We start from the raw sequence: 22,745 nt of genomic DNA on the forward strand, positions 1-22,745 counted from the left end.
CTGCGAGTTTGCATTTGAAGTAGTGGCAGGTCGACGGCTCGATTCCGTCCAAGGCGGTTGGTACGCACACTGCACGCCTGCCTCGTTGATGAAATCCAGGTTGGATGACATCCAAGCTTCGCCGCGACTTTGTGTCGTTCTGATCGGATGGTCCTAAAGAATAGTCAACTGTGATCAGTCGACAGCGTTTAAGTTGAGCGTCGAACGACAAGCTCTCCCCGAAGAGTTACCGTCTTCAAAGCCGAACTCCCCTTGATCATACTCAGAATTGCATCAATCATTTCGTCGCGCGGTTGCTCGTAGGTGGTAATACCGTATCCGAACGAACCGGATATCTCGTAGTTGTCGAAACCCACTATCGCAATATCTTCGGGAACTTGAAGGCGAAAGTTTGCCCGGATCTCATCCATTGCGCCCATCGCCAGAATGTCGTTTTCGCACATTAGCACATCGACGCGATCTTGCGGTGAAGTCTCGCTTAAGTACTTCCTCACCGAGGCCGCACCAGCGTCCAGACTGTATTTTTCCGCGCTCATTTGGACGATGTTTTGGATGCCTTTTTCTGCCCAGAACTCCGTGAAGTAATGGCTTCTTTTTAAAGCCGTGGACAAAGCGGCAGCACCGCTCATGAAGCCCGGGCGTTTGTATCCCTGCGCATGAAGGTGGTCGACGATCTCCCTGAGAGCAAGTTCCGCGTCGCAGACAACCGCTGGCACGCCGTCGATCTGACTGTCACGTGCAAGCACGAACATAGGCGGCATGCCGCGTCCGTGCTGCAGGTCTGTCAGGGTTTCGTCGCGAAACGCTGTACCAAACAGAATGATGGCATCGACCTGACGCTGGTCCGCATGGAGAAGTGCGTTCACATGGTTAAAGTGGCTATTGATATTGATCAGCATCACGACCAGGCCTGCGGCCTGGAGCTTCTCGGTAAGCGCCTCAAGGAAAGGAAGCTTTTGCGGGTTGGAAAAGTCGTCCACGAACACAGCGATCTGCCCCGTCGAGTTGGTAGCAAGGCTTCGTGCAAGAAGGTTCGGCGTGTAGTTCAAAGCTGCAGCGGTCTCCAGTACCTTCCGCTTGCTTTCGTCGGTAATCGAAGCTCCCGGTGTGAAAGCTCGTATCACGGTCCACTTGGAGACTCCCGCCGCATCTGCCACCTGTTTAGCCGTTGCTCTCTTCCGCATAAACTCTCCGGTAATGGAACATAAATTCCATTTTTTTGATTCAGTGAAATGAATGCTTGCTTTTAACGCATTCTGACATAACATGCACCCGCTTGCACCCGGTAGCAAACACATTTGCACCCGGTAGCATTCGAATTCGTCACTCAGAGGAGTGGGTGACATTGAGGAGGAAAAAATGAAATCCATTTGGAAGAATTTCGCTTCTGCGGCTATTGCCGTGTCACTGATTGGCGCTTGGTCGGTTGGCGTCAAAGCCGAGGAGCAGCCCAGCATCATCGCCGTCACTCATGGACAAGCTTCTGACCCCTTCTGGTCGATCGTGAAAAACGGAATGATGCAGGCCGGCAAGGACATCAATGCCAAGGTTGACTACCGGGCACCCGAGACCTTCGATATGGTCGCAATGGCTCAGCTCATTGAGGCCGCAGTCAATCAAAACCCGGCGGGCATTGTAATTTCCAATCCCGATCCGGATGCGCTAGGCCCGGCGATTGCCAAGGCCATCGCGGCCGGTATCCCCGTCATTTCCATGAATTCCGGCATTGCCGCAACGGAAAAGCTTGGCATCAAGCTTCATGTTGGCCAGGACGAACTTACCGCAGGGGCCAAGGTCGGCGAAAAACTCAAGTCTCTGGGCATGAAGCATGTGCTGTGCGTAAACCAGGAGGTGGGAAATGCCGCCCTTGACCAGCGCTGCGCAGGTACCGCCAAGGGCTTCGAAGGTGGAAAGGTAACGGTCCTGCCGACGTCCGCCGACCCGGCGGAAATTGAATCAAAGATCCAGGCTGCTTTAACCTCGGATTCTTCTGTCGATGTCGTGCTTGGCCTGTCGGCACCGCTCGTCGGTGAGCGAGCGGTTGCTGTTGTCGAGAAGATGGGCAATGGCGACAAGGTCAAGGTCGCTTCTTTCGATCTCTCGGCCAATTTCCTGAAGGCTGTTTCGGAAGGCAAGGCGCTTTTTGCCGTGGATCAGCAACCCTATCTCCAGGGATATCTGCCAGTCACATTCCTCGCGCTGAATGCAAGATATGGCACGATTCCTGCTGGAAACGTTGCCTCGGGTCCGAGCTTTGTCGAGAAGGATACCGCCGCTTCGGTGGTCGAGAAATCCTCCCAGGGTATCCGCTGAGCGAGACCCATCCGGCAGCTCCCGCACCTCCAGCGGGGGCTGCCCTCATCGCCCGACATCCGATCCGCGTGAAGCGTGAACGGCAGCCGATGGCGCACGTAAACAACTGACATCTGAGGTACGACCATGACGCTGGCCAACGAACAGAACGGGTCCCCGACTCGATCCGACGAGCGCCTGAAAAAGGTTTCGACTTTGACCGCGCTCGCGCGACGTCCGGAACTCGGCGCAGTCGCAGGACTGGTGCTCGTCACAACATTCTTCATGCTGACCGCAAACCCTGCCATGTTCACACTTGCAGGCGTTGTAAACTTCATGGCGCCAGCTGCTCAACTGGGGATTCTTGCGGTTGGCGCGGCACTCTTGATGATCGGCGGCGAATTCGATCTGTCGATCGGCTCGATGGTCGCGTTCGCAGGGCTAGTTTTTGGCACGGCCCTTGTGGTCCTTAATCTGCCGCTCAGCGTCGCGATCCTGATCGCGCTTGCTTTCGCCGTGGTCATCGGTGTCACCAACGCCCAGCTCACCATGCGCACCGGACTTCCATCGTTCATAGTAACGCTTGCGTTTCTCTTCATTCTTCGTGGCCTCACGCTCGTCGGACTGAAGTGGGCGAGCGGCGGTTCAACACAGCTTCGCGGCATGAGGGAAGCTGTGGCGGACAGTCCCCTTGCGCCGCTGTTTTCAGGCGATGCCTTCCCGGGCCTCTTCACGTGGCTTGGCAGTGCAGGCGTCATCGAGACCTTCCCCAATGGAACGCCGAAAGTCCCCGGTATCCCCGTAGAAATCCTCTGGTTTGTGCTGATTGCACTCGTCGCGACCTGGGTTCTTCTGCGCACGAGGTTTGGAAACTGGATCTTTGCATCCGGAGGCGACCCGAAGTCAGCTCGCAAGTCGGGTGTCCCCGTCGCGCGCGTAAAGACGACCCTCTTCATTGTTACCGCCATGTGCGCCACTCTTGTCGCGATCCTCACCGTGCTTGATGCGGGTTCAACGGACGCACGACGGGGATTTCAGAAGGAGTTCGAAGCCATCATTGCGGCCGTCATCGGCGGATGTCTCCTGACTGGAGGATATGGTTCGGCAATCGGTGCGTTCTTCGGATCGATCGTCTTCGGCATGGTCTTGATCGGTCTCACCTACACGTCAATCGACCAGGATTGGTACCTCGTCTTCCTCGGCGGGATGCTGCTGATTGCGGTTATTTTCAACAACATCATTCGCAAGCGTGTGACGGGAGAACGCTGATGAGCACGAGCCAGACACCACTCGTCGAGGTCAAGAACCTCGTAAAGCACTTCGGCTCGATTATCGCACTCAACGGCGTTTCGCTGAGTGTTCACGCAGGAGAGGTTCTGTGCCTCCTCGGAGATAACGGAGCCGGAAAATCAACTCTGATCAATACTCTTTCCGGCGTTCACAGACCGACATCCGGCGACTTCCTCGTCGAGGGGAAACAACATCTCTTTACCGGGCCAAGAGATGCGCTCGATGCGGGGATTGCTACCGTCTACCAGGATCTGGCGATGATCCCGCTGATGTCTGTCACTAGAAACTTCTTCATGGGTCGCGAGCCGTTGAAGGGTTTCGGTCCGTTCAAATACATGGACATGGAATTCGCGGATCGCGTGACCAGCGAAGAAATGAAGAGAATTGGCATCGATGTTCGTGAACCCGGGCAGGCCGTCGGCACGCTCTCCGGTGGCGAACGTCAATGCGTGGCGATCGCACGCGCCGTGTATTTCGGGGCGAAAGTCCTCATTCTCGATGAACCGACATCTGCACTCGGTGTTGCGCAAACCTCGATGGTCCTGAAGTACATCGATCAGGTTCGTCGCAAAGGTCTGGGCGTGATTTTCATTACCCACAACGTCCGACACGCTTTTGCCGTCGGCAACCGTTTTACAGCTCTGAACAGGGGAAAGACGCTTGGCACATTTGCCAAACATGAAATCAGCCTCGATGGCCTGCAGAACCTGATGGCCGGCGGCAAAGAACTCCAGTCGATCTCCGCGGAGCTGGGCGGCACCATTTGAAGACACTTGGAAACATGAATTTTGGCCCGGCGCGTTCGCCGGGCCTTGGGACAGTCATATCCAAAATCCAGGGAACCACCCCAAATGAGCAGTACGAATAACACCCCGTTTCCGTTAGCCGCCTGCGCGGAGATGCTGTGGCGGGACAAGCCTATCGAATGGCGCGCTTCCCGATTGAAGGAGCAGGGATTTGGCGTGGGCCTCTGGAATTGGCCAGAGCACGACATCGCCAAGCTCGAAGCCACAGGTGCGACCTTCACAATTATGAACGGTTACCTGACCGGGCGTCTTACGGATGAAGAAGGTGCAGCCGAACTTTTGAGAACCGCGCGCGAAACAGCTCAGATCGGTAAACGTCTTGGCGTGCAGCGCCTCAACCTTCACGGCACTGGCCTCGGGGATCGTGGACTACCGATTCAGCCTGTCGAGGTCGTCACGGGAGCCATGTGGCTGAAGGCTCAGGATACGCTACGCCGAATCGTCGACCTCGCGGAAGAAGAAAACGTGGTTTTCACGCTGGAAAACCTCAATCTTCCCGTCGATCACCCCGGCGTTCCGTTCGGGCGCGCCGAAGACACGTTGGCACTCGTATCGAGCATCGACCACCCGCGCCTGCGTTTGAACCTGGACCTCTACCACGCGCAGATCGGTGAGGGGAACCTGATCGAACTTTGCCGAAGCAGCCTGCCGTGGATCGGTGAGATTCAGGTGGCCGATGTACCCGGGCGATTTGAGCCGGGCACCGGCGAAGTGAACTGGAAGGGGATCGCAAGAGCCCTGAGCCACATGGGCTACTCCGGCCCGATCGGGATGGAAGCATGGGCATCCGGAGATGCCGACACCGCGCTTGCTGCCTTCCGCGAAGCCTTCACTCTCTGATTTCAAAAACAGGACTAAAAATCATGACCAAGGTCAAAACAGTCAACGTCGGACTTATCGGGGCAGGGCGCATCGGTTCGTTTCATGGTGAGAGTGTCGCAAAAAGGCTTGTGGACGCGGAGCTGATAGCCGTCGCCGACCCCGCCCCCGGAGCCGCTGCAAAGCTTGCGGAGAGGCTGGGCGCCGACGCTTCTTACGCCGACGTTGCAGAAATGCTTTCTCACCCCGGTCTGGATGCGGTCATCATTGCGACACCCGCACGCTTTCACACCAATATCCTCGTGCAGGCTGCGGAGGCCGGCAAAGCGATATTCTGCGAGAAGCCAATGGCGCTCACGCTTGAAGATGCGGACCGTGGCATTGCAGCCGCAAAGGCCGCAGGCGTTCCGCTGCAGGTCGGTTTTAATCGTCGCTGGGACCAGGCATTTGCCGAAGGCCGCGAAGCGATCGATGCCGGAAAGGTCGGCGCAGTTCAACTCATCCGGTCGCTAACGCGTGATCCTGGTCCGTTCGGCGGCGACCCAGACAGGATTCCTTTGTGGACCATCTTTTATGAAACGTTGATCCACGACTTCGACACCCTGCTTTGGTTGAACCCCGGCGCAAAGCCTGTCGAAGTGTTTGCAATGGCAGATGCGCTGGTTCGCTCGGACGCACGCAATACAGGCTTCCTCGATACCGCCGTCGTCAATATTCGTTTTGACAACGGCTCCATCGCGGTTGCGGAAGCAAACTTCTCTGCAATGTACGGCTACGATATTCGCGGCGAAGTATTCGGCTCCGGCGGAATGGTTGCGATGGGCGACGTACGACGTTCTAGCATGACGCTGTTCGACGCTACTGGCGTATCCAACGACACATGGCGGCGCGATACGGACCACTTCGTTCAGGCCTATACGGCGCAGCTTGCTTCCTTTGTCGATGCTGTTCGTAACGGTGTTGTTCAGAATGCACCAACAGGAGCTGATGCTCGCAACGCTCTGGCGATTGCACTTGCTGCGATTGAATCCGTGTCGAAAAAACAGCCGGTTCCTGTGAGTTGAAGGCATAGATGGCAGGGGCCGATATTGCTCCTGCCATCACATAGGTATTGGAAAAATCAGCCACTCAGAAACGCATCGGCGGGGCGAAAGACAATCGTCATGGCAACGAAATCAACAGTTCAGAAGCCCAAAACAGTATATGATTTGAGAAACATGCTTGAGGTCAAAAGCTTGAGGCTATCGAGCCATCAAGAGAGAGTAGCGCGAACTGCTGTCGCTTGCCCGGAAGTCGTCGCCTTCGGGACAGCAACTTCCCTTGCTGTTTGTTGTTCCGTCACCCAGTCGACGGTGGTTCGGTTGGCGACCTCTCTTGGGTTTGAGAGTTACCGCGAATTCAGACGCGTTTTCCAGCAGCATGTGAAACTCAACGCAACCTACAGATAGGGGAATCGGTCCCTGAGTCTCGCCGTACACCTACCGTGAGGGAAAGCTGCTATTGCCAAGTTTGTTAGCTCGTGTCTCGCCGCTCGGATAGGAGCACACATTCTCACTAATCGACATCGTGCATGTTTGGCGCAGGCGCGAAAAACTGTCGGTTCACCCGGTCGCGGTATCTTCATCATAAAATTCCGTTGCGCCGGCGAATTGCCGTGAGACTAGCTTGGGCGGCAAACGCCGGGATAGGCAATGCGTTCCGATCAGTTGAGCACAGTTTCGATGCGATCATCCGTTGTGACGTTGACCTGGACTGACATGCCCTCGTAGTCAGCGGCTGTTCCGTCGTAACTTCCCCACAAAGGAACTGCCTGCTTCGGATCCCGCGCCACCCCAACACGGATAAGATCACGGTTGCCCACGATACCGTTGGTTGGGTCGAACTCAGCCCAACCGGCGCCCGGCAAATAGATCTGGCACCACGCATGGGTGGAACCGCCGCCAAGGGTGATTGATCCGTCTCGGTCTGGAACGTAGATATAGCCCGTGACGAACCTGGCCGCGAACCCCAGTGATCGAGCGGCCTCCATCATAAGTAGCGCGAAGTCGCGGCAGGTTCCCTTGCGAAGCTGCAGCGTCTCGGTCGGCGCTTGCGTTCCATGCTCTTGTCGTCGGGCATAGATGAAACTTTCATGGATGGCGTAGCACAACGTCATCAGCAGGTGCCCGGTTTCAGTGGGTTGCCCGGCTCGCACGAATTGGCGCGCCCATTTACCGACCTGATCATGTGGATCAGCGTAATGGCGCTGGATGGTTCGTTCCAGATCCAGCGCTTCGTCTGGATCATATGAAAACGGGTAAGTCAAAGCGTCCTGATCGATTTGCAGATCAATTGCGACATAGGGTGTATGGTCAAGGCGAATGACGGTTTCGAAGCGGAGCTCACGTGAGGGTTGAGCAAAGCCGATAACTGCGACGCAGTTTCCGAACACATCATGGATCCAACGAAGATAGTCCGGTTCCGGGTCGATGAGGAGTCGGGAGCTCAGCAGCGTCTGATCGAAACTGTCTCTCGGTCTGAACAAAAGTCTGTGCTCTCCGAACGCAACCGGCCGTTTATAACGATAGGACGTGACGTGTCGGACGGTAAATATTGTCATCGATCACCGGGGGTACGAGGTCCAGGACGGCTGGCACCGTATCACTCTAAAGAAGCACATGCATTGTTACATCGTTCCAGCTGGCATGAGATAATCCGCGCGGGCGATGGCCCCCAACCTATTGGTGACAATCCGGCTGAGGTTGAAAACCGTGATGCAGCCTATCAAATGTCCCGAAGAAGCCCACGCCTAATCCACCTTGAGCCCGCCCGATGCGTTCGCGACGTTAAGCTAAAATCACTCTTTGTCCACTTTCAGCCGAAGCGAAAGATAGTTTTAAGTCGAAACTTCCGAAGAGGTCGTGATAACGCAACGGTCTGTCAGGGTAGATTCCTACTTCCGCGGTGTGGGGGTCAGCGGTTCACCTCTCATCAAGAGCAAAAAATGAACCTGTTACCCGTCTCAACGGCAGCGAATCTCCTAAGTCAAGCGTACTTTCGCCCGTCTCGAACGCTGAACCGGCGAGCCGCCTTAGCTCGACTGGGCGGCCGTGCTGAGCTTGCGACTTCCTTCAAGCAAATGACGCTGCAAAATTGCACTTGCAGCGTCGATATTCCGATCTCTGCAAGCCTTTAGCAGAGCACGGTGCTCCTCCTGCGATTGCTGCTCATAGTCCAAGCTGGATAGCAATACACGTACGTAGCGGTCGGCTGCATCATGGTGGGTAGCGATAAGGCCGATGAGCCGCTCATTTTGGCAGGCGCCGTAAAGTGTCATGTGGAACTGCTTATTCAGCGTCCCCCAACGTCCCACATCCTTCTCAGCGTCGATCTGGGCGAGAAATGTTGCCGCCCTGTCCAAATCGGCTGTCGTCAGCCCTACATATGATAGGCGCAAGGCTTCCGTCTCCAGTAGCGAGCGAATGGAATAGATCTCCGCAATCTCCTTGGCATCTATTCTTGCCACGAAGGCCCCCTTTGTCGGGTGAATGGTTACGAGGCCCTCGCTTTCCAGAAGCCTCAAGGCATCACGCACAGGCATGCGGCTGAACCCAAATCGTGCGGCCAGCTCGTCTTGTCGGAGCGCGACGCCACTGCGAAGCTCTCCACCGGAAATCGCTTCCCTCAGAACCCTTGCGATACGATCCGCCACGGTCTCCGGCCGGATGGTTTCAACATTTATTGCGACGAAATCGTTCATGGCCAACCTTCTCCGAGACAGCAATCATCTTGATCATGCCAAGCAACCTCGTATACGAGTATACCGCTCAGGAGATTTTTGCCATGCCCTTATCAACAGGCGTCGTTCCTTATTTCAGTCAGTGGGAAACACCGGAGATGACATTGCCCGTGCTTGCCGAAGGATCTGCGGCGCTGCTGCGCGATCCGCTCTGGCGGCAATCGGGTGCCGAGACGATCGAGGAATACGCGCGCTGGGCGGTCAATGTCTGCGGCATGGCCTGCCTGAAGATGATCCTGGCAGCGCGCGGCGACCTGCTTCCGACGCTTGCTCTCGCCCGTGCCTGCACCGCCTATGGCGGCTATGTCGTCAACGAGCTGGATGCTTCGATCAAGGGACTGATCTATGCGCCCTTCGTGACCTATGTGGGCGAGCGCTTCGGGCTCTCGGCAGAAACGATGACGGGTGTCGCAACAGAGAGCATCCCCGGTCTGCTCGCTGAGCGCCCGTTCTTCATCGCCTCGGTCAATAGCGGCATACGCTGGCCGGAACGCATGCCGCCCTCAAAAGGCGGGCATCTCATTCTGGTGACGGCAGCCTCGGCTGATACGGTCCGTTTCCACAATCCATCCGGTCATGATGCTGCGAGCCAGGCGGATGTGCTGCTACCGCTTGCCATATTCGACCGCTTCTTTGCCAATCGCGGCATCTCGATCGGCTTCTGACATCTATTTAGACTATTTAGACACGAGATTATTTTGGGGGTTTTCATGACATCTTCCCGCGGCAAGCTGCGCATCGCCGTTCTCTTCGGCGGCCGCTCGGCCGAACACGACGTCTCCGTCATGTCGGCGACGAATGTCGTGGGGGCACTGGAGCCCTCGAAATACGAGGCGGTGCCGATCTTCGTGACGCGGGAAGGCGAGTGGCTGCTCAGCCATTTCGAAAATGGCGTGCTCGCCAGGCCGGCAAACGGCACCGAAATCGCATTGGTGCCCGGCGGGCGTGGGCGGATGATCGCCATCGACGGCGGCAGGATGAGCGATGCCGGGAAGATCGATATTCTGTTCCCGGTTCTGCATGGTATTTTCGGCGAGGATGGTTCCGTGCAGGGACTGGCGGAGGTGGCCCGCGTGCCACTGGTTGGCTGCGGCATCCTGGGTTCAGCGACAGCGCTTGACAAGGATATCGCCAAGCAGCTGCTGCGGGCGGCGGGGTTACCGGTGGCGCGTGCTGTTACCGTGCATGCGGATCGGGTGCCGTCCTTCGACACGCTTGAGATCGCGTTGGGTTTGCCGCTGTTCGTTAAGCCGGCGCGTCAGGGGTCTTCGGTCGGCGTGCGCAAGGTTTCCGGCAACCAGGAATTTGCGCCGGCGCTCGCGGAGGGCTTCAAGCATGACCGCAAGCTGCTTGCCGAGGAATTCATCCGCGGCCGCGAGATCGAGTGCAGCGTGCTCGAGGACGCCAAGGGTGGCCTGTTCGTCTCTCGCCCGGGTGAGATCATCCCGGCCGAAAGCCATGGCTTCTATAGCTACGATGCGAAATATATCGACGACGATGGCGCGGCGCTGACGGTTCCGGCAGAGCTTCCGCCAGAGGTTGAGACGAAGATCCGCGAGACGGCAGCACTCGCCTTCCGGGCGCTCGGTTGCGACGGTATGGCGCGTGTCGATTTCTTCCTGACCGAGGACATGGCTTTTTTGGTCAACGAGGTGAACACCATTCCGGGGTTCACCGATATCAGCATGTATGCGAAGGCGATGGCGGCAAGCGGCGTCAGCTATCCTGAGGTAATCGACCGGCTCGTTGAACACGGTTTTGCGCGCGCCGGCCTCTGAGCCGCAAAATGCCTCTTCCCGGTGTAGTAGACATGCACCGGGAAGAAAAACGCCGCAGCTTCGTCTGCTCTTGTGACAAGAACTGGAATAAGCCGGATTAATGCCGTTGCATGCCTGCGTCTGCTGTGTTTCTTGCGTTTTTGGCGGGTATGTATTACATAACTTATTGAAAATTGGTGGTGATAACGATGTCTAGCGTTGCGATTAAGGTACTGTCGACGGTGAACGCCCCTTACGGGACGAACCTTTCGGCTGAGCAACTCGCTTCGAAGATTTCGGATTTTGCGAGCGTTGAGAATTTCGATGCTTCGGCATTCTCATTCTATTCCGAAGTGAAAGCCGAGCTCCAGCACCAGTTTCTGGATGAGATGGAAATCGACCACGGTACAGCATCCGAGATTGCCCAGAAATTCTCGCAGCTAGCTGGATATCCCCTCGCCCTGGCCGCCTGAGGGTTGTCCTGATGAGCCAATGGGAAAGCCTTTTCGACCAGGCTGCGTCAATTATCAATCAGGCGAACTCTTCTTTTAAACTCCTCGATAGCTGGACTTTCGGGGGTGGCACCGCCCTTATGCTCCAGATAAACCATCGTGAAAGCTTCGATATCGACATTTTCGTCGATGATCCGCAGGTCCTCCCATATCTGAACCCGACAACACAGGGCTATACCCTGCAGGTGAACCCAGATGAATATGTTTCGGACGGGACGCATGCGTTGAAAATCGTGTTCGCGGGCATCGGTGAAATTGACTTCATTTGTGCTCCAAGTCTGACCAACGATCCAACATCCCGCGTCGCAGTACGTGGAATCCAAGTTGACCTTGAGACCCCGGGCGAAATCATCGCGAAGAAGGTTCACTATCGAGGATCCTCTCTTCAGCCACGTGACATGTTCGATATCGCGTGCATCGCCAAGGCATGCGGCGATGGATACGTTCTCGAAGCTCTCTTGCCATTCAAAAACAGGGCCGCCGCTGCATTGGCCGTCGCCGAGAGAATGGATGCAGGCCTCGCTAGCACAGTTATGGGGAAGCTTCAGTATAGAGAAGGATATGCGGATATTTCGAAAACTGCTCAAGCGACGACAATCTCGCTTTTGAAAGCGGTGTGCGATCACAAGCCAGCGGTATCCGCAGCGCCTTCCTCTACGTCTCCGCGCTGATTTCTCCGCAACTTGGCGACCTTAGCTATACCGCCGTTCGGTCGATCATTCTTTCGGTGCGCATCATTCCGATTAGCCAGCAAAACCAAGTTAGGGCGGCGCCTGCGAGTGTGAATGAATTGCGTCGCAAAATGCTTAGCCAATCCACGACGCGTGGACGACGGTTCGAATCCGTTCAAGAGCCACAATATTGCTGGGCGTCCTGCGTTGCTGGGCTAACGAGAGGCTTGCGCGTGCGTGTAAAGTGCCACACCAACTTTTTGTGCTGCGGCCGCTAGGCGCTTATCTCTTGTCCACAAGCTTGATCGCCGGTCGAGCAACGTTGAAGTAAGTAAATGCGCATCTGTGTAACCAATCCCCATGCTGAATATCGAATGACGATCAATGATCGTCATTACTTCTGCATGGGTCGCGATTAGCGCCTCGCGTTGAGCTGCTAGGAATTCTAAAACTGCAGCCCTCTCTCTTAAGCTGCCGAGCGCCAATTCGCCCACAACGAATGGGTGGCAGAGCAACTGGTCATCATTGATGATTTTTCGTAGTTCTGAGTCATCGTATCGAAAATGATTTATCCAGATCGAGGTGTCTACCAGGATCACTTTGCCACGTCGCTCCGTCGGCGAGGCGACGCTTCAGCCTCAGGCATAGAGCCGCCAAGCGCGATCAGCCGTTTGCCGGATTCCACACGCACGAGTGTCTCCAGCGCTTGCCGCACGAGAGCTGCTGTTTCCTTGGTGCCCGTGAGGGACTTGGCCCGTTCCATAAGATTGTCGTCGATATTTATGGTTGATCGCATGTTCCAGCCCCCGTAGATGAGTAGCTCATATAGCACCATTTGGTGCGAAAATCCACGACTCATCGCGTGCGGCTAACATCTTCATGTTTCACGGATGGTTGATTCGTATCCGTTCAAGGCGTGGGTATTGGTGTTTTGGGGACATGCACTTAGAAGTAACGCGCATCCTCTCAATAGCTTCAACGCCGAAAATCCAAATGATTGATACAAAGGGGGGCTGTCGATCCCGGATCCCAGCGCTACCGTCGCCTCTCTGATCGGCTGGGTGAGGTCGAGCCCTTTTTCGACCTTGTTCCTGAGCGGGACGACGCAAGATCCATCGTCCGTAGTAGGCCCATTGTAGTCACCGCACGTGCTGCAAGGGCCGACCAGTGTTGAGAAATTCGACTACTCGGAAAATCACCTCGCGAAGTAGCGGGTCGGTGTTGTTCCCAATGCCTTCTTGAACATGACGATAAAGGCAGTAGGGGATTCGTATCCCAAGTCGCTCGACACCCTCTGGACCGTCGCGCCGCTGGCCAGTTCGCGCAACGCGATGACCAGATGCAGTTGCCGCCGCCATCGGCCGAAGGTAAGTCCCGTTTCCTGGACCATCAGCCGCTTCAAGGATCGCTCACTCATGGCAACGTGTGTCGCCCAATCCAAGAGGGTGCGACGATCGCTCGGCTCCGCCATCAGGGCAGCGGTGATCGCGGCGATTTTGGGATGGCTGGAGGCGGGCAAATCCAGCCCCTGTATCGGCATTTGCGCGAGTTCGTCCAGCAAGACCTGCACCATACGGCCGACATGATTGTCCGGAGGAGAATTGACGGGTACATCCGCCAGTCGGAGGATCATCTCGCGGAGCATCGGTGACACAGACAAAGTACAGCACTCATGAGGCAGTGTCGCTGCGCCTGGTTGAACGAACAGATAGGACAGGCGTGCGTTGGACGTCACCTGGTTGCTGTGGGGCACGCCGCCGGGTATCCAGACTCCGCAGTCTGGTGGGACAATCCAGATGCCATTTTCCGTCTTGCAGGTGACGGCCCCATGCAGGGCCAAGATGAGCTGCCCTTCCTTGTGCTGGTGCTGGGGTACTTCAGCCTCATAGTCATTGAAGTCGAGGCGAACAGCGAAGGCCGGACGATCCGACTGGTCGAGATCAATGTCATCGTAGCAGGAACGCAGCAGTTTTGCGGATTGGCCCGATTTCGAGATCATTTGGCACTATCTCCAAATTCGTACGCACAGCAATAGTCTACTAATCGGCGATCAACAACCGCAAGGAGACTGTCATGCGAATTTCTGTCGTCGGTGCCACGGGACGAGTTGGCGCTAAACTTACCCGGAACTTACTGAAGGCCGGGCATCAGGTTAGAGCATTGTCGCGAGGTGGCCCCGCGCTGGGCGCGCTGGTCGAGCTTGGTGCAGAGCCATTTCTGGGAAGCTTTGACACCGGAGAGGGAGACCTTGACCAGTTTTTCCAGGGTGCCGATGCTGCCTTCCTTATGGTGAAGACCGATTGGAACAACATCGAGGGGCATTACCCCGCTGTTGCCAAGCGCTTTGTCGATGCGCTCAAAAAATCCTCTGTCAACCTGGCCGTGAGCCTGACGGCCATGGGTTCGGACGTGAAGGGGAAAACGGGCCATTTCGAATGCTTTCACGATCTGGACGAAAAGTTAAACGAACTCGGCAACATCGATTTGGTCCACCTGCGCGCCGCTTGGTTCATGGACGACGTATCGGCGTGGACGGGGCCGGTTGCCAAATACGGTCGAATTGCCTGGTTCTGCAAACCCGATTTGAAGATGCCCTGGGTGGCGACCGATGACATTGCGTGGCTGGCGGCCAAGGAATTGACCAATCCGAGGGGCAGACACCGCGTATACCTCGAAGTAGGCTCGGAAGATGTCTCGATGAACGAACTGGCCGAAATCATTGGCAAGAAGATCGGCAAGCCGGTGGATTACCGATACATCGAAACGACCCGTAAAGACGTCGAGGCTGAATTTCTGGCACGGTTCGGGACGCTGGAGAAATGGCAGGACGACACCCTCAGTGCTGACGCTTTGAACAGTGGCATCGTAAGGTTCCATGGGGAGCACGAGTATCGTCCGAAATTGCCCACGACGATGGAGACGTTCATTGCTGATGTCTGGAAGACCCGCTATCTGGACGCGGTCAAAGCGGGAGAACAGCGAGAAACGTTTTTCATGTGGGCTGCCAGAGACTAGCTATGGCGGCTCTTTTGACCCGTCCCCCACGCGTTCGACCATCCCGGATGCTACCGCAAATTGTTGATGTGCGGTAGCTAAACGAGCGAAATTTGCGCAGCTTGGCCACCAAACCGAGATCACACCACTGCACTACGGATCAGTCTTTAATTTCCATCGCCGCGCCCTTGAGAGCTCAACGAGTTAACTCAACGGATTTCTGGTTGGGATCCGGTCTGCTGACTGTCGCTGCTCAGCATTTCAACGATCGGTTCATAGCCATAGAGAGTAGCGAGGCTCAGTGGTGTTAGGCCCGAGTGAGTTTTCAGATCACGGCGAGCACCAGCGCGCACAAGGGATGCAACTGCATCTACGTATCCATGCCAAACAGCATCGTGCAAAGCGGTCAGGCCATTGTAAGGACCCTGCGCATCGAGCTCAATCTGTGTGTCCCCCTGTTTTGCTGCTGACGTCAGAATATCGATGTGATCCGCCTTCCCAAAATAGGCAGCATCGTGAAGTGGCGAACCGCGCATGAGACCGATGGTGCGGCGAGGATCTGCCCCAGCATCCAGCAATAGGCGCACGATTTCGGCATGACCTTCGCGAACTGCAAGACCGAGAGGCGTGTAGTCGTCATCGAACGTCCCGGTTATCGGCACCCGAACCTCAAAATCCGCGCCATCTGCGATCAGCCGCTTCACCTCCTCAATATTTCCGGCCTTGACTGATGAGATGATCGACAAGCTGGCGATGTGCTTTTCATCCGCCTCATCTCTTTCCTCAATCAGCGCTGCGATTGCTTTCAGGTCGTCATACTTGGCGATGTCGAGCGCGGTCTGTTGCCAGTAATTCCGTATCGTGGTGCGCGCGCGGCGCGACAGCAAAACCCGCACAACAGCTTCGTGCTTGTGAAGCACGGCATCCATCAATGCGGTATTGCCAAGAACTGGCGATTGCTGATTGATGAAGGCTCCGTGGTCAAGCAGAATCCCGATCACGTCGGCGCTGCCGGACTGTGCCGCTTTGTGGATTGCCGTTGCTCCCATTCGAGGGTCCGCCGTCAGCACGTCCGCGCCGGCAGTAAGGAGCAAAGCAACAGCTTGTGCCTGCCCAAGCGCAGACGCGATCATCAACGGCGTGAGACCATCGGGGCCTCTAGCGTTAACGTCCGCCCCGGCGTCGATAGCTTCTTTGACCGAAGCAAGATCGCCTGTACGAAGTGCGTGAGAAAGTATCATGGTTCTATGTTCCTTGATCGATTAGACAGTTGCTGAAACGGCGGCATTCAGGCCGTTCAGGAATTTGATGATTTCGGCATTCACGCGTTCGCGGGCCTCATGATGAGGCCAGTGACCTACACCTTCCAGGCGCACGACATCGACGAGCCCGGGCGCTGTCTTGCGCATCTCTTCCACGGTTGGTGGGACCGGGTGGAACAGTCGGCACAACCCATCTGCATCGCCCCAAATATAAAGCGATGGCTGCTTGATCAGTACGTCCTTGTACGCGGCGAGATGCTCAAACGTCGCCTGCACGCCACGGTACTGGTTCAGACCGCCTCTGAATCCCGTTCGCTGGAACGTGTCGATGTTGTGCTTCACATAGGCTGGATCGGCCCAAGTCGGCAGCACGTCAGGGGCAGGTCGAAACATATTCCGCTTTGCGTCGATGGGGTCCCAGCCGGTTCCTTCGGCGGGTTCGCCCGAGAGCCAATAAAGTGCACTCGGAATAGTCTTGCTGGCATCACGGATACGGTCATCCGTCTCCGGCTTCATCATGTCGAAAGCATAATAGAGATCGCCGAGACCGCGACTGCGTAGCAAGTCCCATGTACTCAGCTCGCCACGCGGCAGGAACGGGATGCCGAGCGTTATGATGCCGTTGAAACGATCCGGTCGCATGACCATCGCCCGTTGTCCGTGGTCGGCACCCCAGTCATGGGATATGATGGTTGCGGTAGGCACCTGCAACGCATCAAGGATGCCAATCAGGTCGCCAACAATTAGGGCCCCGCTGTAAAGTGCGGGATCGTTCGGGGCATAGCTGTCGCCGAAACCCCTCATGTCGAGCGCGATCGCGCGGTATCCGTTTTCTGCGACAACTTGCATCTGGCTACGCCACGTTTCCACAGTGTCTGGAAATCCGTGCAAGAAGAGCACTACTGGACCGCGGCCTTGTTCAACCACATGGAAAGAGGCTCCGTTGGCCTCGATTTGCGAATGGTGTACGGGATGATCCGTGGCGGCTGATGCTTTATGAGTGTGGTTCATTTTCTGCTCCAGGTTATGCTTGATCCGAGCCTTGCAGCGCGTGTTGGATCGGCTACAATTCAATGACTTCACCGCCTGATGCGCGAAGCCGATCAAAGTATGTGGAGTGGTCGATGAGCTGGGCTGGGAAATAGAGGCCCGGTCGGGGCGTATCGCCCGCGAGACCAGCCAAGCGTTCAAGAACGAGCGCGACACCCAGACCCGTTAGCGGCATCTGCCCCCCGGGGTGAACGATCGCGTGACGTTTCCGAAGCTGCTGCCCGGCGTGATCCAGGCCCGAAAGGTTGATAATGATTTCAGTCGATACCGGTCCGCCATTCCGGCGGGTGGAGCTCATTCCAATGGCCAGGTCGAACCGAATATCAGGAGCGCCGGTTGCGTTTGCCAACAACAAGACGTCGTTTGGCGAAAACACGTTCGCGTCCAACTCGGTGCCGTCGATTGCGCGCACCTTCGATCTGGTCTCGGCGCCATGGTACCATCGCCACGCGCCAACCGTTCTCAAAAGAGCGGCAGCACCCGCATACATCTGGCGCTCAAGATCTGCATTCGCTGCAGGTCCGAACGCATCCTGTTCATCGAGCACTGCCTCGATATGAATGTTTTCCAGACGACCAAATTCTCGGGCGAACAAGAGTGACGGTACGCTTGTCGCACCAACGAGCCATTCTGTACCAAGGACGACTGGCGCGGCGGTAGGTCTCTGCATGAATGTAGCAGTTTCCAAGCCCAGCTCGCTTATGCTTGGTGAGATGTTGACGTGCCCAACGCCCAATTGTTGGGCCCAGCGGAGAGCTGCCCCGGTTTTGTCCGTAAAGAGCGTTGCGACCGCCGAGACACGTTGCTCGCCTAGCCCCAGGTCAGAGGCAGTGAGGTCCACTACCACCGCAGACGCGCCGTCGACAGCTGCTGCTGCTCGTATCGCGCGTTGCTCGTCGCGACCGCCAATGAGGATTGGTACATCAGGATATTGCTCACGCAAGAAGCGTGTGGCCCATCGCCCAACCTCGCCGGCGCCGCCGATAATAAGTATTGGGTCGTGGAGACTTCCAGAAGCTTGTAACATCACGATACCTGTGGTTTACTGATTCCTACACATGGTAGGTTACTAAAAGTAGGTATGCAAGTGGAAAAGCAAAAAGCTGCCATCGACAATAGGACTAAAGGCCGACTTTCGAAGTCCGAGAGGCGTCAGCAGCTACTAGAGACGGCGCGCCTGATCGTTCGGGAAGAAGGTGCTGATCGGCTGACACTAGGTCACCTGGCAGTGCGGGCGGGCGTTTCCAAACCTGTGACCTACGAGCACTTCGAGACCAGAACGGGTTTGTTAATTGAACTCTATCGTTGGATAGACACTGAACGCATTGCCGCGTTTCGCACACTTATGGCTCAGGGAAATCGACCGGCGAAAGAGACTATATTGGCTTTGGCTAAAACTTATCTGGCCTGCGGAACCGACCAAGGTGACGAATTTCATGCTGTCGGCGCAGCGCTTGCAGGAAGCGAGGAGAAAGCCAACGTGTACCAAGAGCTAGTCGATGCTGTGATCGAAATGTTCATGGATGTTTTACGGCCTCACTCAAACTTTCAGCCGGAATCGCTGGCATTGGCCTGCGCGGCATTGGTTGCGGCAGGAGACGCGTTGACAAGCGCTGTTACACGGGGAAACTGCTCCGCTTCCGAGGCCGAGGGGGTGTTTTCGAATCTTATTGGAGCTGTGGCCCAGGGTAAAGCGTAGGTAGAGGTGCCGCTTCATATGGCCGAGAGATAGCCGAGTTGAGGGAAGAGCATTCGCTGCCGAACTCTTCGGACATATTTATACGAGAAAACACCCAGCGCTGAATTAGGGCCTTTTGTGAACCTCTATTTCGAAAGCTCGGCACGGTCGTTCCACCGCCGAGCCACGCGAAGGATCCTGAAGCGAACATCGCTCCTGTTCCCACGGGTGTGTCTCCATCCAACGCGTAGAAACAAGACCATCCGTCGCGTCCCACGATTGCTGCCCATAGAGCAGTGAGGCTTTCCGGAAAGCCAAAACCGGCACACATCATGGCGCCGAATACCTCGGCTTCGTCGGGCCGAACTTTTCGTGTTTTCACGGTGCCTGGCGATGGAAGAGGGACCGTGTCCGTGGATCGCCGAAGCTTCGCCCATCCAGGTCCGTAGGCAACCAACCCCTTCGTCTCGATCCACTGTGTCAGCTCGTCCGATGCAGTGTCGGCATTGACTTGTAAGAACCGGTTCCCCGTCTTTCCCCTCATCCAGCTGTAGGCCTTGTCGAGATCTTCACGTGTGGTGAGGCCAAGGATACGGTTGAGGCCGATCGCAGGCGCGCTCGGTAGTGAGATCGTGCATCCACCATTCATGGAAACGCATGCGAACCGCTCCTCGTCCGTCAATCGGCCGCGGGCGGCCTTGTGCAGATCAATGAAAGCTTTGGCCTCAATGGCATCCTCCTGCGTGAGGCAGGGCTGATCAGAAGAACAAGAATCCAAGAGAGTACTCCAATGGCCGACACTTCGCCGAAAGCAGATAACGGAACCGTCGGATTAAAAATAGAACAATTTCATCGGCGAATCCTGCACGCCCGTCTGGGCCAGAAATGCCGTTGATGAGGATTTGCGCCGACTTTGGCGTTGAGCGATTTTGAGCGAGCTAGACGATCTTCCAACACCATCGAAGATCTGCGAAGAGGCCTGGCAACCTTCATCTTGAGCCAGCCTGCGGTGCAACCTGTCTCCATACGCCTTGAAAACTGGCCAGCGCGGTATATCGTTAGATTTTTTGAATTGTGAGAGCAGGGTGTCACACGATCTCGGGTTACAGACATTGTCGAAACAGACCGCTTTCCAGTTTGGAGATTTCCGTTTTCTGCCAGAAGCTCAATCCCTCCTGTACAAGGGGCAACCCGTCGGCCTCGGTGGGCGAGGTTTCGACATTCTGACCCTGCTCGTGGCGCGGGCGGGCGAGGTTGTCAGCAAAGCCGATCTGTTTGCGCATGTATGGCCAGATTATATCGTCCACGACCATAACCTGAAGGTCAATGTCGGCAACCTTCGACGCTCGCTGGCCGAACTTGATCCTTCTATGGAGTACATCGCAACCATTGCTGGGCGAGGTTACAAGTTCGTCGCCGCCTTGGAAAGCGATCGCCCGGCGCCAGCCCGGCAAGTGGTTGCCAGCACAAGCCATTATATCGCGGCACCACAGGTTCGGCCGCTCCTCGGCCGCGATGAAGCGACCCGGCAGATCTCGGAAAAGCTTGATCAAGCGGGTTACGTCACCATCGTCGGGCCAGGCGGCGCGGGAAAAACGTCTCTTGCGGTTACGGTTGCTGAGCAATCCTGCGGGGCAAACGAAGCCATCGCCTTTGCGGATCTCTCGACGCTGAGCGACCCGCGATTTGTGGTTCCGGCGATCGCGTCTGCCCTCGGCGTGTCGCTTGGGTTTGATGATCCCATCGCAGGCGTGATCGACGTCCTTCGCAGCAACCGGCTGCTTCTCATCATCGACAATTGCGAGCACGTTGTCGCGATGGCCGCGACGATCGTTGAGCGGATATCCGCGGACGTTCCTTCGGCGCGGATCATTGCGACCAGCCGCGAGCCGTTACGGACGCGGCACGAGCAGATTCATTTTCTCTCAGGATTGGCTTATCCGCACCAGACGACGACAATGTCCATCAGCGACGCGCTACAGTTTCCGGCAATCCAGCTGTTCATTTCAAAGGCGTACGGCTTAGGCGATATAAAGCCTACTGATGAATATGTCCGCAGTGTTGTTTCGATCTGCTCACGGCTGGACGGCTTGGCACTCGCCATCGAACTGGCCGCCGGTACGGCCAGTGTTCTTGCACCCTCTGCGCTCGATGACCTCTTCAGGGATGGCTTTGATACCATGAGCCGGGGAGCAAGGGATGCACCCTTGCGCCACCAATCCTTGGAGGCGACGCTCGACTGGAGCTATCGGCTTCTTCCTGACCGTGAGGCGGTCTTGCTCGGTCTGCTTTCGGTATTTTCCGGCCGTTTCAACTCCGACGACGTGGAGGCGATGTATTTCGCCGGCGCCCTGGAGCCGATGACCGGGCGAGACGCACTGTCGCAGCTCGTGGCAAAGTCGCTGGTATCAGCGGAATACGACGGCGGGACTGTGCATTACAGACTTGCCGAAAGCACGGGTGCCTATGCCGCGCGGCGTCTTTCAGGTTCCCTCTACAGAGAGAAGGCAAGACGACATTTTGCCGTTCGAACAAAGGACAAGCTGCAGATTGCCGAACGGGATTGGTCGTCGCAGACATCTCGCGAATGGCTCGGCAAATATCGGAGGCAGATCGACGACGTTCGCGCGGCCATCGGTTGGGCGTTTGATCCCGCAGGCGATGCGGCTTTGGGTGTCGAATTGGTGGTCGCTGCCTTGCCGCTGTGGCAAGAACTATCGGCGTTTAGGGAAATGCTGGAGGCCATCGACCTTGCCGGGTCAAACAGCGCTGCCCTCATGGGGCTCGCGCCACTGGGCCGAGCCAGGCTCTCCACGGCTCGGGCCTGGGCCATGACACTGGCGCGCCACATGCACCCGCAAACCGATGATGCTTGGCGCGAAAGCATCTTTCATGCGAACGGGTCGCGCGACGAGGAATTTGAAATACGATCGGTGTGCGGACAGGCCGTTTTTCTGGCCTATTCCGGCCGGCCCCGCACGGCATTGCGCAGCATGAACGAGTTTGCGGCAGCAAAGGCTCTGGACTGGTCGACGGCGCCCGACGGCAAACGACTTTTAGCGCATATCAAGATCTATGCAGGCGAGTTCAATTCGGCATCGGCCGACCTGGAGGCGCTGATGGATGATTGGGGTCACCTGGAGGAAGGGCATGGCTTGTCCAGGTTCCAGGTCGATTTGCCTGCCGGTATTCGTTTTTCTCAGGCATTTCTGTCTTGGTTACAGGGTGATTCTGATCGTGCCTCCCGGCTGGCCGGTCAGGCGATCGATCGTGCCGCCGATCTCGATCACATGATCTCCTTGGGCAATGCAATTTCGCTTGCGGCCCTTCCGATCGCTTTCGTGGAGGGTGATCTCGAAACTGCTTCGCGGCTTCAGCACCAACTGGCCGACGTCAGCCGGCGAGAAAGCGTCGGCATTTACGAGGGGACAGCCAAGTTTTTCGCCGGTGCTATCCAGTCCTCTCGAGGTGAGCAGGCAGGCTTTACCCTGATGCAAGACAGTATCAACGGATTGCTTCGGGGGAACTGGCGTGCTCGCGTCCCCTTCTACCGGAGCCTGTTGGCGGAGGCATATCTTGCCGCAGGCGAACTGCAGCTTGCGGAGGATAGTCTGCGCGCCGTGCTTGCAGAAACTGGCATACGTGAAGAGCGTTGGTGGCATCCGGATCTTTGGCGCGTTGCGGGAATGATTGCAGCCGGAAACAGTCGGCCCGACAAGGCGATGCGCTATTTCCAGACGTCATTGGATCGTGCCCGCGCCATGGGTGCAGGTGCTGCTACCAAACGGACCCGGCTTGCCATCGATGCAACGGACTTTGGTTGACCTTGCTGCACT

Annotated in this window: 22 protein-coding genes; 12 read left to right on the forward strand and 10 right to left on the reverse strand. The window is 56.6% G+C overall.

Annotated elements, in window-relative coordinates:
* Window positions 1–188: 188 nt before the first annotated feature.
* On the reverse strand, window positions 189–1,184 hold the full coding sequence (locus tag GH784_RS17640; RefSeq protein WP_019565639.1) for a LacI family DNA-binding transcriptional regulator: 996 nt from the start codon (window positions 1,182–1,184) through the stop codon (window positions 189–191).
* A gap of 175 nt (window positions 1,185–1,359) precedes the next feature.
* Between GH784_RS17640 and GH784_RS17645 the strand changes: the two genes are divergently transcribed.
* The 5 genes from GH784_RS17645 (at window position 1,360) to GH784_RS17665 (ending at window position 6,271) form a co-directional block, all read left to right on the forward strand.
* Window positions 1,360–2,313 carry a sugar ABC transporter substrate-binding protein gene (locus GH784_RS17645; protein ID WP_153793642.1) on the forward strand — a complete coding sequence of 318 codons (954 nt, stop codon included), beginning with the start codon at window positions 1,360–1,362 and terminating at the stop codon, window positions 2,311–2,313.
* Window positions 2,314–2,439: 126 nt separating this feature from the next.
* The gene (locus GH784_RS17650; RefSeq protein WP_065662701.1) at window positions 2,440–3,561 is read left to right on the forward strand and encodes an ABC transporter permease; all 1,122 of its coding nucleotides are present in this window, start codon (window positions 2,440–2,442) and stop codon (window positions 3,559–3,561) included.
* Window positions 3,561–4,349 carry an ATP-binding cassette domain-containing protein gene (locus GH784_RS17655; protein ID WP_019565642.1) on the forward strand — a complete coding sequence of 263 codons (789 nt, stop codon included), beginning with the start codon at window positions 3,561–3,563 and terminating at the stop codon, window positions 4,347–4,349. The genes GH784_RS17650 and GH784_RS17655 overlap by 1 nt, the downstream gene beginning before the upstream one ends.
* Before the next feature lie 84 nt (window positions 4,350–4,433).
* Window positions 4,434–5,228: a TIM barrel protein gene (locus GH784_RS17660; protein WP_111800973.1), complete on the forward strand. Its 795-nt coding sequence runs from the start codon at window positions 4,434–4,436 to the stop codon at window positions 5,226–5,228.
* A 23-nt stretch (window positions 5,229–5,251) separates the two neighbouring features.
* Window positions 5,252–6,271 carry a Gfo/Idh/MocA family oxidoreductase gene (locus tag GH784_RS17665; RefSeq protein ID WP_153793643.1) on the forward strand — a complete coding sequence of 340 codons (1,020 nt, stop codon included), beginning with the start codon at window positions 5,252–5,254 and terminating at the stop codon, window positions 6,269–6,271.
* 638 nt (window positions 6,272–6,909) lie between these two features.
* Here the strand turns inward: GH784_RS17665 and GH784_RS17675 are convergent.
* Both GH784_RS17675 and GH784_RS17680 read right to left on the reverse strand, forming a co-directional pair.
* Window positions 6,910–7,806, reverse strand: coding sequence for a transglutaminase family protein (locus GH784_RS17675; RefSeq protein ID WP_153793644.1), 897 nt, complete (start codon window positions 7,804–7,806; stop codon window positions 6,910–6,912).
* A gap of 471 nt (window positions 7,807–8,277) precedes the next feature.
* Complete coding sequence (locus GH784_RS17680; protein ID WP_025591213.1) at window positions 8,278–8,946, reverse strand: GntR family transcriptional regulator; 669 nt, start codon at window positions 8,944–8,946, stop codon at window positions 8,278–8,280.
* Between the two features lie 83 nt (window positions 8,947–9,029).
* Between GH784_RS17680 and GH784_RS17685 the strand changes: the two genes are divergently transcribed.
* From GH784_RS17685 to GH784_RS17700, 4 genes are all read left to right on the forward strand, one after another.
* Window positions 9,030–9,650 carry a C39 family peptidase gene (locus GH784_RS17685; RefSeq protein WP_173995475.1) on the forward strand — a complete coding sequence of 207 codons (621 nt, stop codon included), beginning with the start codon at window positions 9,030–9,032 and terminating at the stop codon, window positions 9,648–9,650.
* A gap of 45 nt (window positions 9,651–9,695) precedes the next feature.
* Window positions 9,696–10,763 (forward strand): D-alanine--D-alanine ligase family protein, encoded by a 1,068-nt coding sequence (locus GH784_RS17690; RefSeq protein ID WP_019565647.1) that lies wholly within the window; start codon window positions 9,696–9,698, stop codon window positions 10,761–10,763.
* A gap of 188 nt (window positions 10,764–10,951) precedes the next feature.
* A complete protein-coding gene (locus GH784_RS17695; protein WP_013637284.1) occupies window positions 10,952–11,215 on the forward strand; it encodes a hypothetical protein in 264 nt (87 codons plus the stop codon).
* Between the two features lie 11 nt (window positions 11,216–11,226).
* Window positions 11,227–11,925, forward strand: a complete 699-nt coding sequence (locus tag GH784_RS17700; protein WP_003519101.1) for a nucleotidyl transferase AbiEii/AbiGii toxin family protein — start codon at window positions 11,227–11,229, stop codon at window positions 11,923–11,925.
* A 215-nt stretch (window positions 11,926–12,140) separates the two neighbouring features.
* Here GH784_RS17700 and GH784_RS17705 read toward each other — a convergent pair whose 3' ends face one another.
* The 3 genes from GH784_RS17705 to GH784_RS17715 form a co-directional block, all read right to left on the reverse strand.
* Window positions 12,141–12,524: a type II toxin-antitoxin system VapC family toxin gene (locus GH784_RS17705; RefSeq protein ID WP_060642074.1), complete on the reverse strand. Its 384-nt coding sequence runs from the start codon at window positions 12,522–12,524 to the stop codon at window positions 12,141–12,143.
* Complete coding sequence (locus GH784_RS17710; RefSeq protein ID WP_013637280.1) at window positions 12,521–12,721, reverse strand: type II toxin-antitoxin system VapB family antitoxin; 201 nt, start codon at window positions 12,719–12,721, stop codon at window positions 12,521–12,523. The genes GH784_RS17705 and GH784_RS17710 overlap by 4 nt, the downstream gene beginning before the upstream one ends.
* A 399-nt stretch (window positions 12,722–13,120) precedes the next feature.
* Window positions 13,121–13,924 carry an AraC family transcriptional regulator gene (locus GH784_RS17715; protein ID WP_060642075.1) on the reverse strand — a complete coding sequence of 268 codons (804 nt, stop codon included), beginning with the start codon at window positions 13,922–13,924 and terminating at the stop codon, window positions 13,121–13,123.
* Window positions 13,925–13,998: 74 nt separating this feature from the next.
* Here GH784_RS17715 and GH784_RS17720 point away from each other — a divergent pair, with 74 nt between their 5' ends.
* Complete coding sequence (locus GH784_RS17720) at window positions 13,999–14,940, forward strand: NmrA family NAD(P)-binding protein (RefSeq protein WP_060642076.1); 942 nt, start codon at window positions 13,999–14,001, stop codon at window positions 14,938–14,940.
* A 188-nt stretch (window positions 14,941–15,128) separates the two neighbouring features.
* Here the strand turns inward: GH784_RS17720 and GH784_RS17725 are convergent, their stop codons facing one another.
* Genes GH784_RS17725 through GH784_RS17735 form a run of 3 tightly spaced genes read right to left on the reverse strand, consistent with a single transcriptional unit; the run spans window position 15,129 to window position 18,258 of the window.
* Window positions 15,129–16,160 carry an ankyrin repeat domain-containing protein gene (locus tag GH784_RS17725; RefSeq protein WP_019565654.1) on the reverse strand — a complete coding sequence of 344 codons (1,032 nt, stop codon included), beginning with the start codon at window positions 16,158–16,160 and terminating at the stop codon, window positions 15,129–15,131.
* A gap of 21 nt (window positions 16,161–16,181) precedes the next feature.
* Entirely contained in the window at window positions 16,182–17,192 is a 1,011-nt protein-coding gene (locus GH784_RS17730) for an alpha/beta fold hydrolase (RefSeq protein WP_127966499.1), read from the reverse strand.
* 52 nt (window positions 17,193–17,244) lie between these two features.
* Entirely contained in the window at window positions 17,245–18,258 is a 1,014-nt protein-coding gene (locus GH784_RS17735; protein ID WP_080850459.1) for a saccharopine dehydrogenase, read from the reverse strand.
* Between the two features lie 54 nt (window positions 18,259–18,312).
* On the opposite strand from GH784_RS17735, the gene GH784_RS17740 reads away from it, so the two are divergent.
* The gene (locus tag GH784_RS17740) at window positions 18,313–18,930 is read left to right on the forward strand and encodes a TetR/AcrR family transcriptional regulator (RefSeq protein ID WP_113556452.1); all 618 of its coding nucleotides are present in this window, start codon (window positions 18,313–18,315) and stop codon (window positions 18,928–18,930) included.
* Here the strand turns inward: GH784_RS17740 and GH784_RS17745 are convergent.
* The gene (locus GH784_RS17745) at window positions 18,899–19,687 is read right to left on the reverse strand and encodes a GNAT family N-acetyltransferase (protein ID WP_236775938.1); all 789 of its coding nucleotides are present in this window, start codon (window positions 19,685–19,687) and stop codon (window positions 18,899–18,901) included. The two genes, GH784_RS17740 and GH784_RS17745, sit on opposite strands and share 32 nt — an antisense overlap.
* A gap of 334 nt (window positions 19,688–20,021) precedes the next feature.
* On the opposite strand from GH784_RS17745, the gene GH784_RS17750 reads away from it, so the two are divergent.
* Window positions 20,022–22,733, forward strand: coding sequence for an ATP-binding protein (locus GH784_RS17750; RefSeq protein WP_153793645.1), 2,712 nt, complete (start codon window positions 20,022–20,024; stop codon window positions 22,731–22,733).
* Window positions 22,734–22,745 lie beyond the last annotated feature (12 nt).

Origin of the sequence: Agrobacterium tumefaciens, assembly GCF_009649785.1 — a bacterium.
GTDB classification, from domain to species: Bacteria; Pseudomonadota; Alphaproteobacteria; order Rhizobiales; family Rhizobiaceae; genus Agrobacterium; species Agrobacterium tumefaciens.

Bases quoted from the DNA above. Each gene is read 5' to 3' on its own strand.
- GH784_RS17680 (WP_025591213.1), bottom strand. From the start codon at position 8,946: ATGAACGATTTCGTCGCAATAAATGTTGAAACCATCCGGCCGGAGACC.
- GH784_RS17695 (WP_013637284.1), top strand. From the start codon at position 10,952: ATGTCTAGCGTTGCGATTAAGGTACTGTCGACGGTGAACGCCCCTTAC.
- GH784_RS17650 (WP_065662701.1), top strand. From the start codon at position 2,440: ATGACGCTGGCCAACGAACAGAACGGGTCCCCGACTCGATCCGACGAG.
- GH784_RS17700 (WP_003519101.1), top strand. From the start codon at position 11,227: ATGAGCCAATGGGAAAGCCTTTTCGACCAGGCTGCGTCAATTATCAAT.
- GH784_RS17715 (WP_060642075.1), bottom strand. From the start codon at position 13,924: ATGATCTCGAAATCGGGCCAATCCGCAAAACTGCTGCGTTCCTGCTAC.
- GH784_RS17735 (WP_080850459.1), bottom strand. From the start codon at position 18,258: ATGTTACAAGCTTCTGGAAGTCTCCACGACCCAATACTTATTATCGGC.
- GH784_RS17740 (WP_113556452.1), top strand. From the start codon at position 18,313: ATGCAAGTGGAAAAGCAAAAAGCTGCCATCGACAATAGGACTAAAGGC.
- GH784_RS17665 (WP_153793643.1), top strand. From the start codon at position 5,252: ATGACCAAGGTCAAAACAGTCAACGTCGGACTTATCGGGGCAGGGCGC.
- GH784_RS17655 (WP_019565642.1), top strand. From the start codon at position 3,561: ATGAGCACGAGCCAGACACCACTCGTCGAGGTCAAGAACCTCGTAAAG.
- GH784_RS17675 (WP_153793644.1), bottom strand. From the start codon at position 7,806: ATGACAATATTTACCGTCCGACACGTCACGTCCTATCGTTATAAACGG.
- GH784_RS17720 (WP_060642076.1), top strand. From the start codon at position 13,999: ATGCGAATTTCTGTCGTCGGTGCCACGGGACGAGTTGGCGCTAAACTT.
- GH784_RS17645 (WP_153793642.1), top strand. From the start codon at position 1,360: ATGAAATCCATTTGGAAGAATTTCGCTTCTGCGGCTATTGCCGTGTCA.
- GH784_RS17730 (WP_127966499.1), bottom strand. From the start codon at position 17,192: ATGAACCACACTCATAAAGCATCAGCCGCCACGGATCATCCCGTACAC.
- GH784_RS17685 (WP_173995475.1), top strand. From the start codon at position 9,030: ATGCCCTTATCAACAGGCGTCGTTCCTTATTTCAGTCAGTGGGAAACA.
- GH784_RS17640 (WP_019565639.1), bottom strand. From the start codon at position 1,184: ATGCGGAAGAGAGCAACGGCTAAACAGGTGGCAGATGCGGCGGGAGTC.
- GH784_RS17690 (WP_019565647.1), top strand. From the start codon at position 9,696: ATGACATCTTCCCGCGGCAAGCTGCGCATCGCCGTTCTCTTCGGCGGC.
- GH784_RS17710 (WP_013637280.1), bottom strand. From the start codon at position 12,721: ATGCGATCAACCATAAATATCGACGACAATCTTATGGAACGGGCCAAG.
- GH784_RS17725 (WP_019565654.1), bottom strand. From the start codon at position 16,160: ATGATACTTTCTCACGCACTTCGTACAGGCGATCTTGCTTCGGTCAAA.
- GH784_RS17660 (WP_111800973.1), top strand. From the start codon at position 4,434: ATGAGCAGTACGAATAACACCCCGTTTCCGTTAGCCGCCTGCGCGGAG.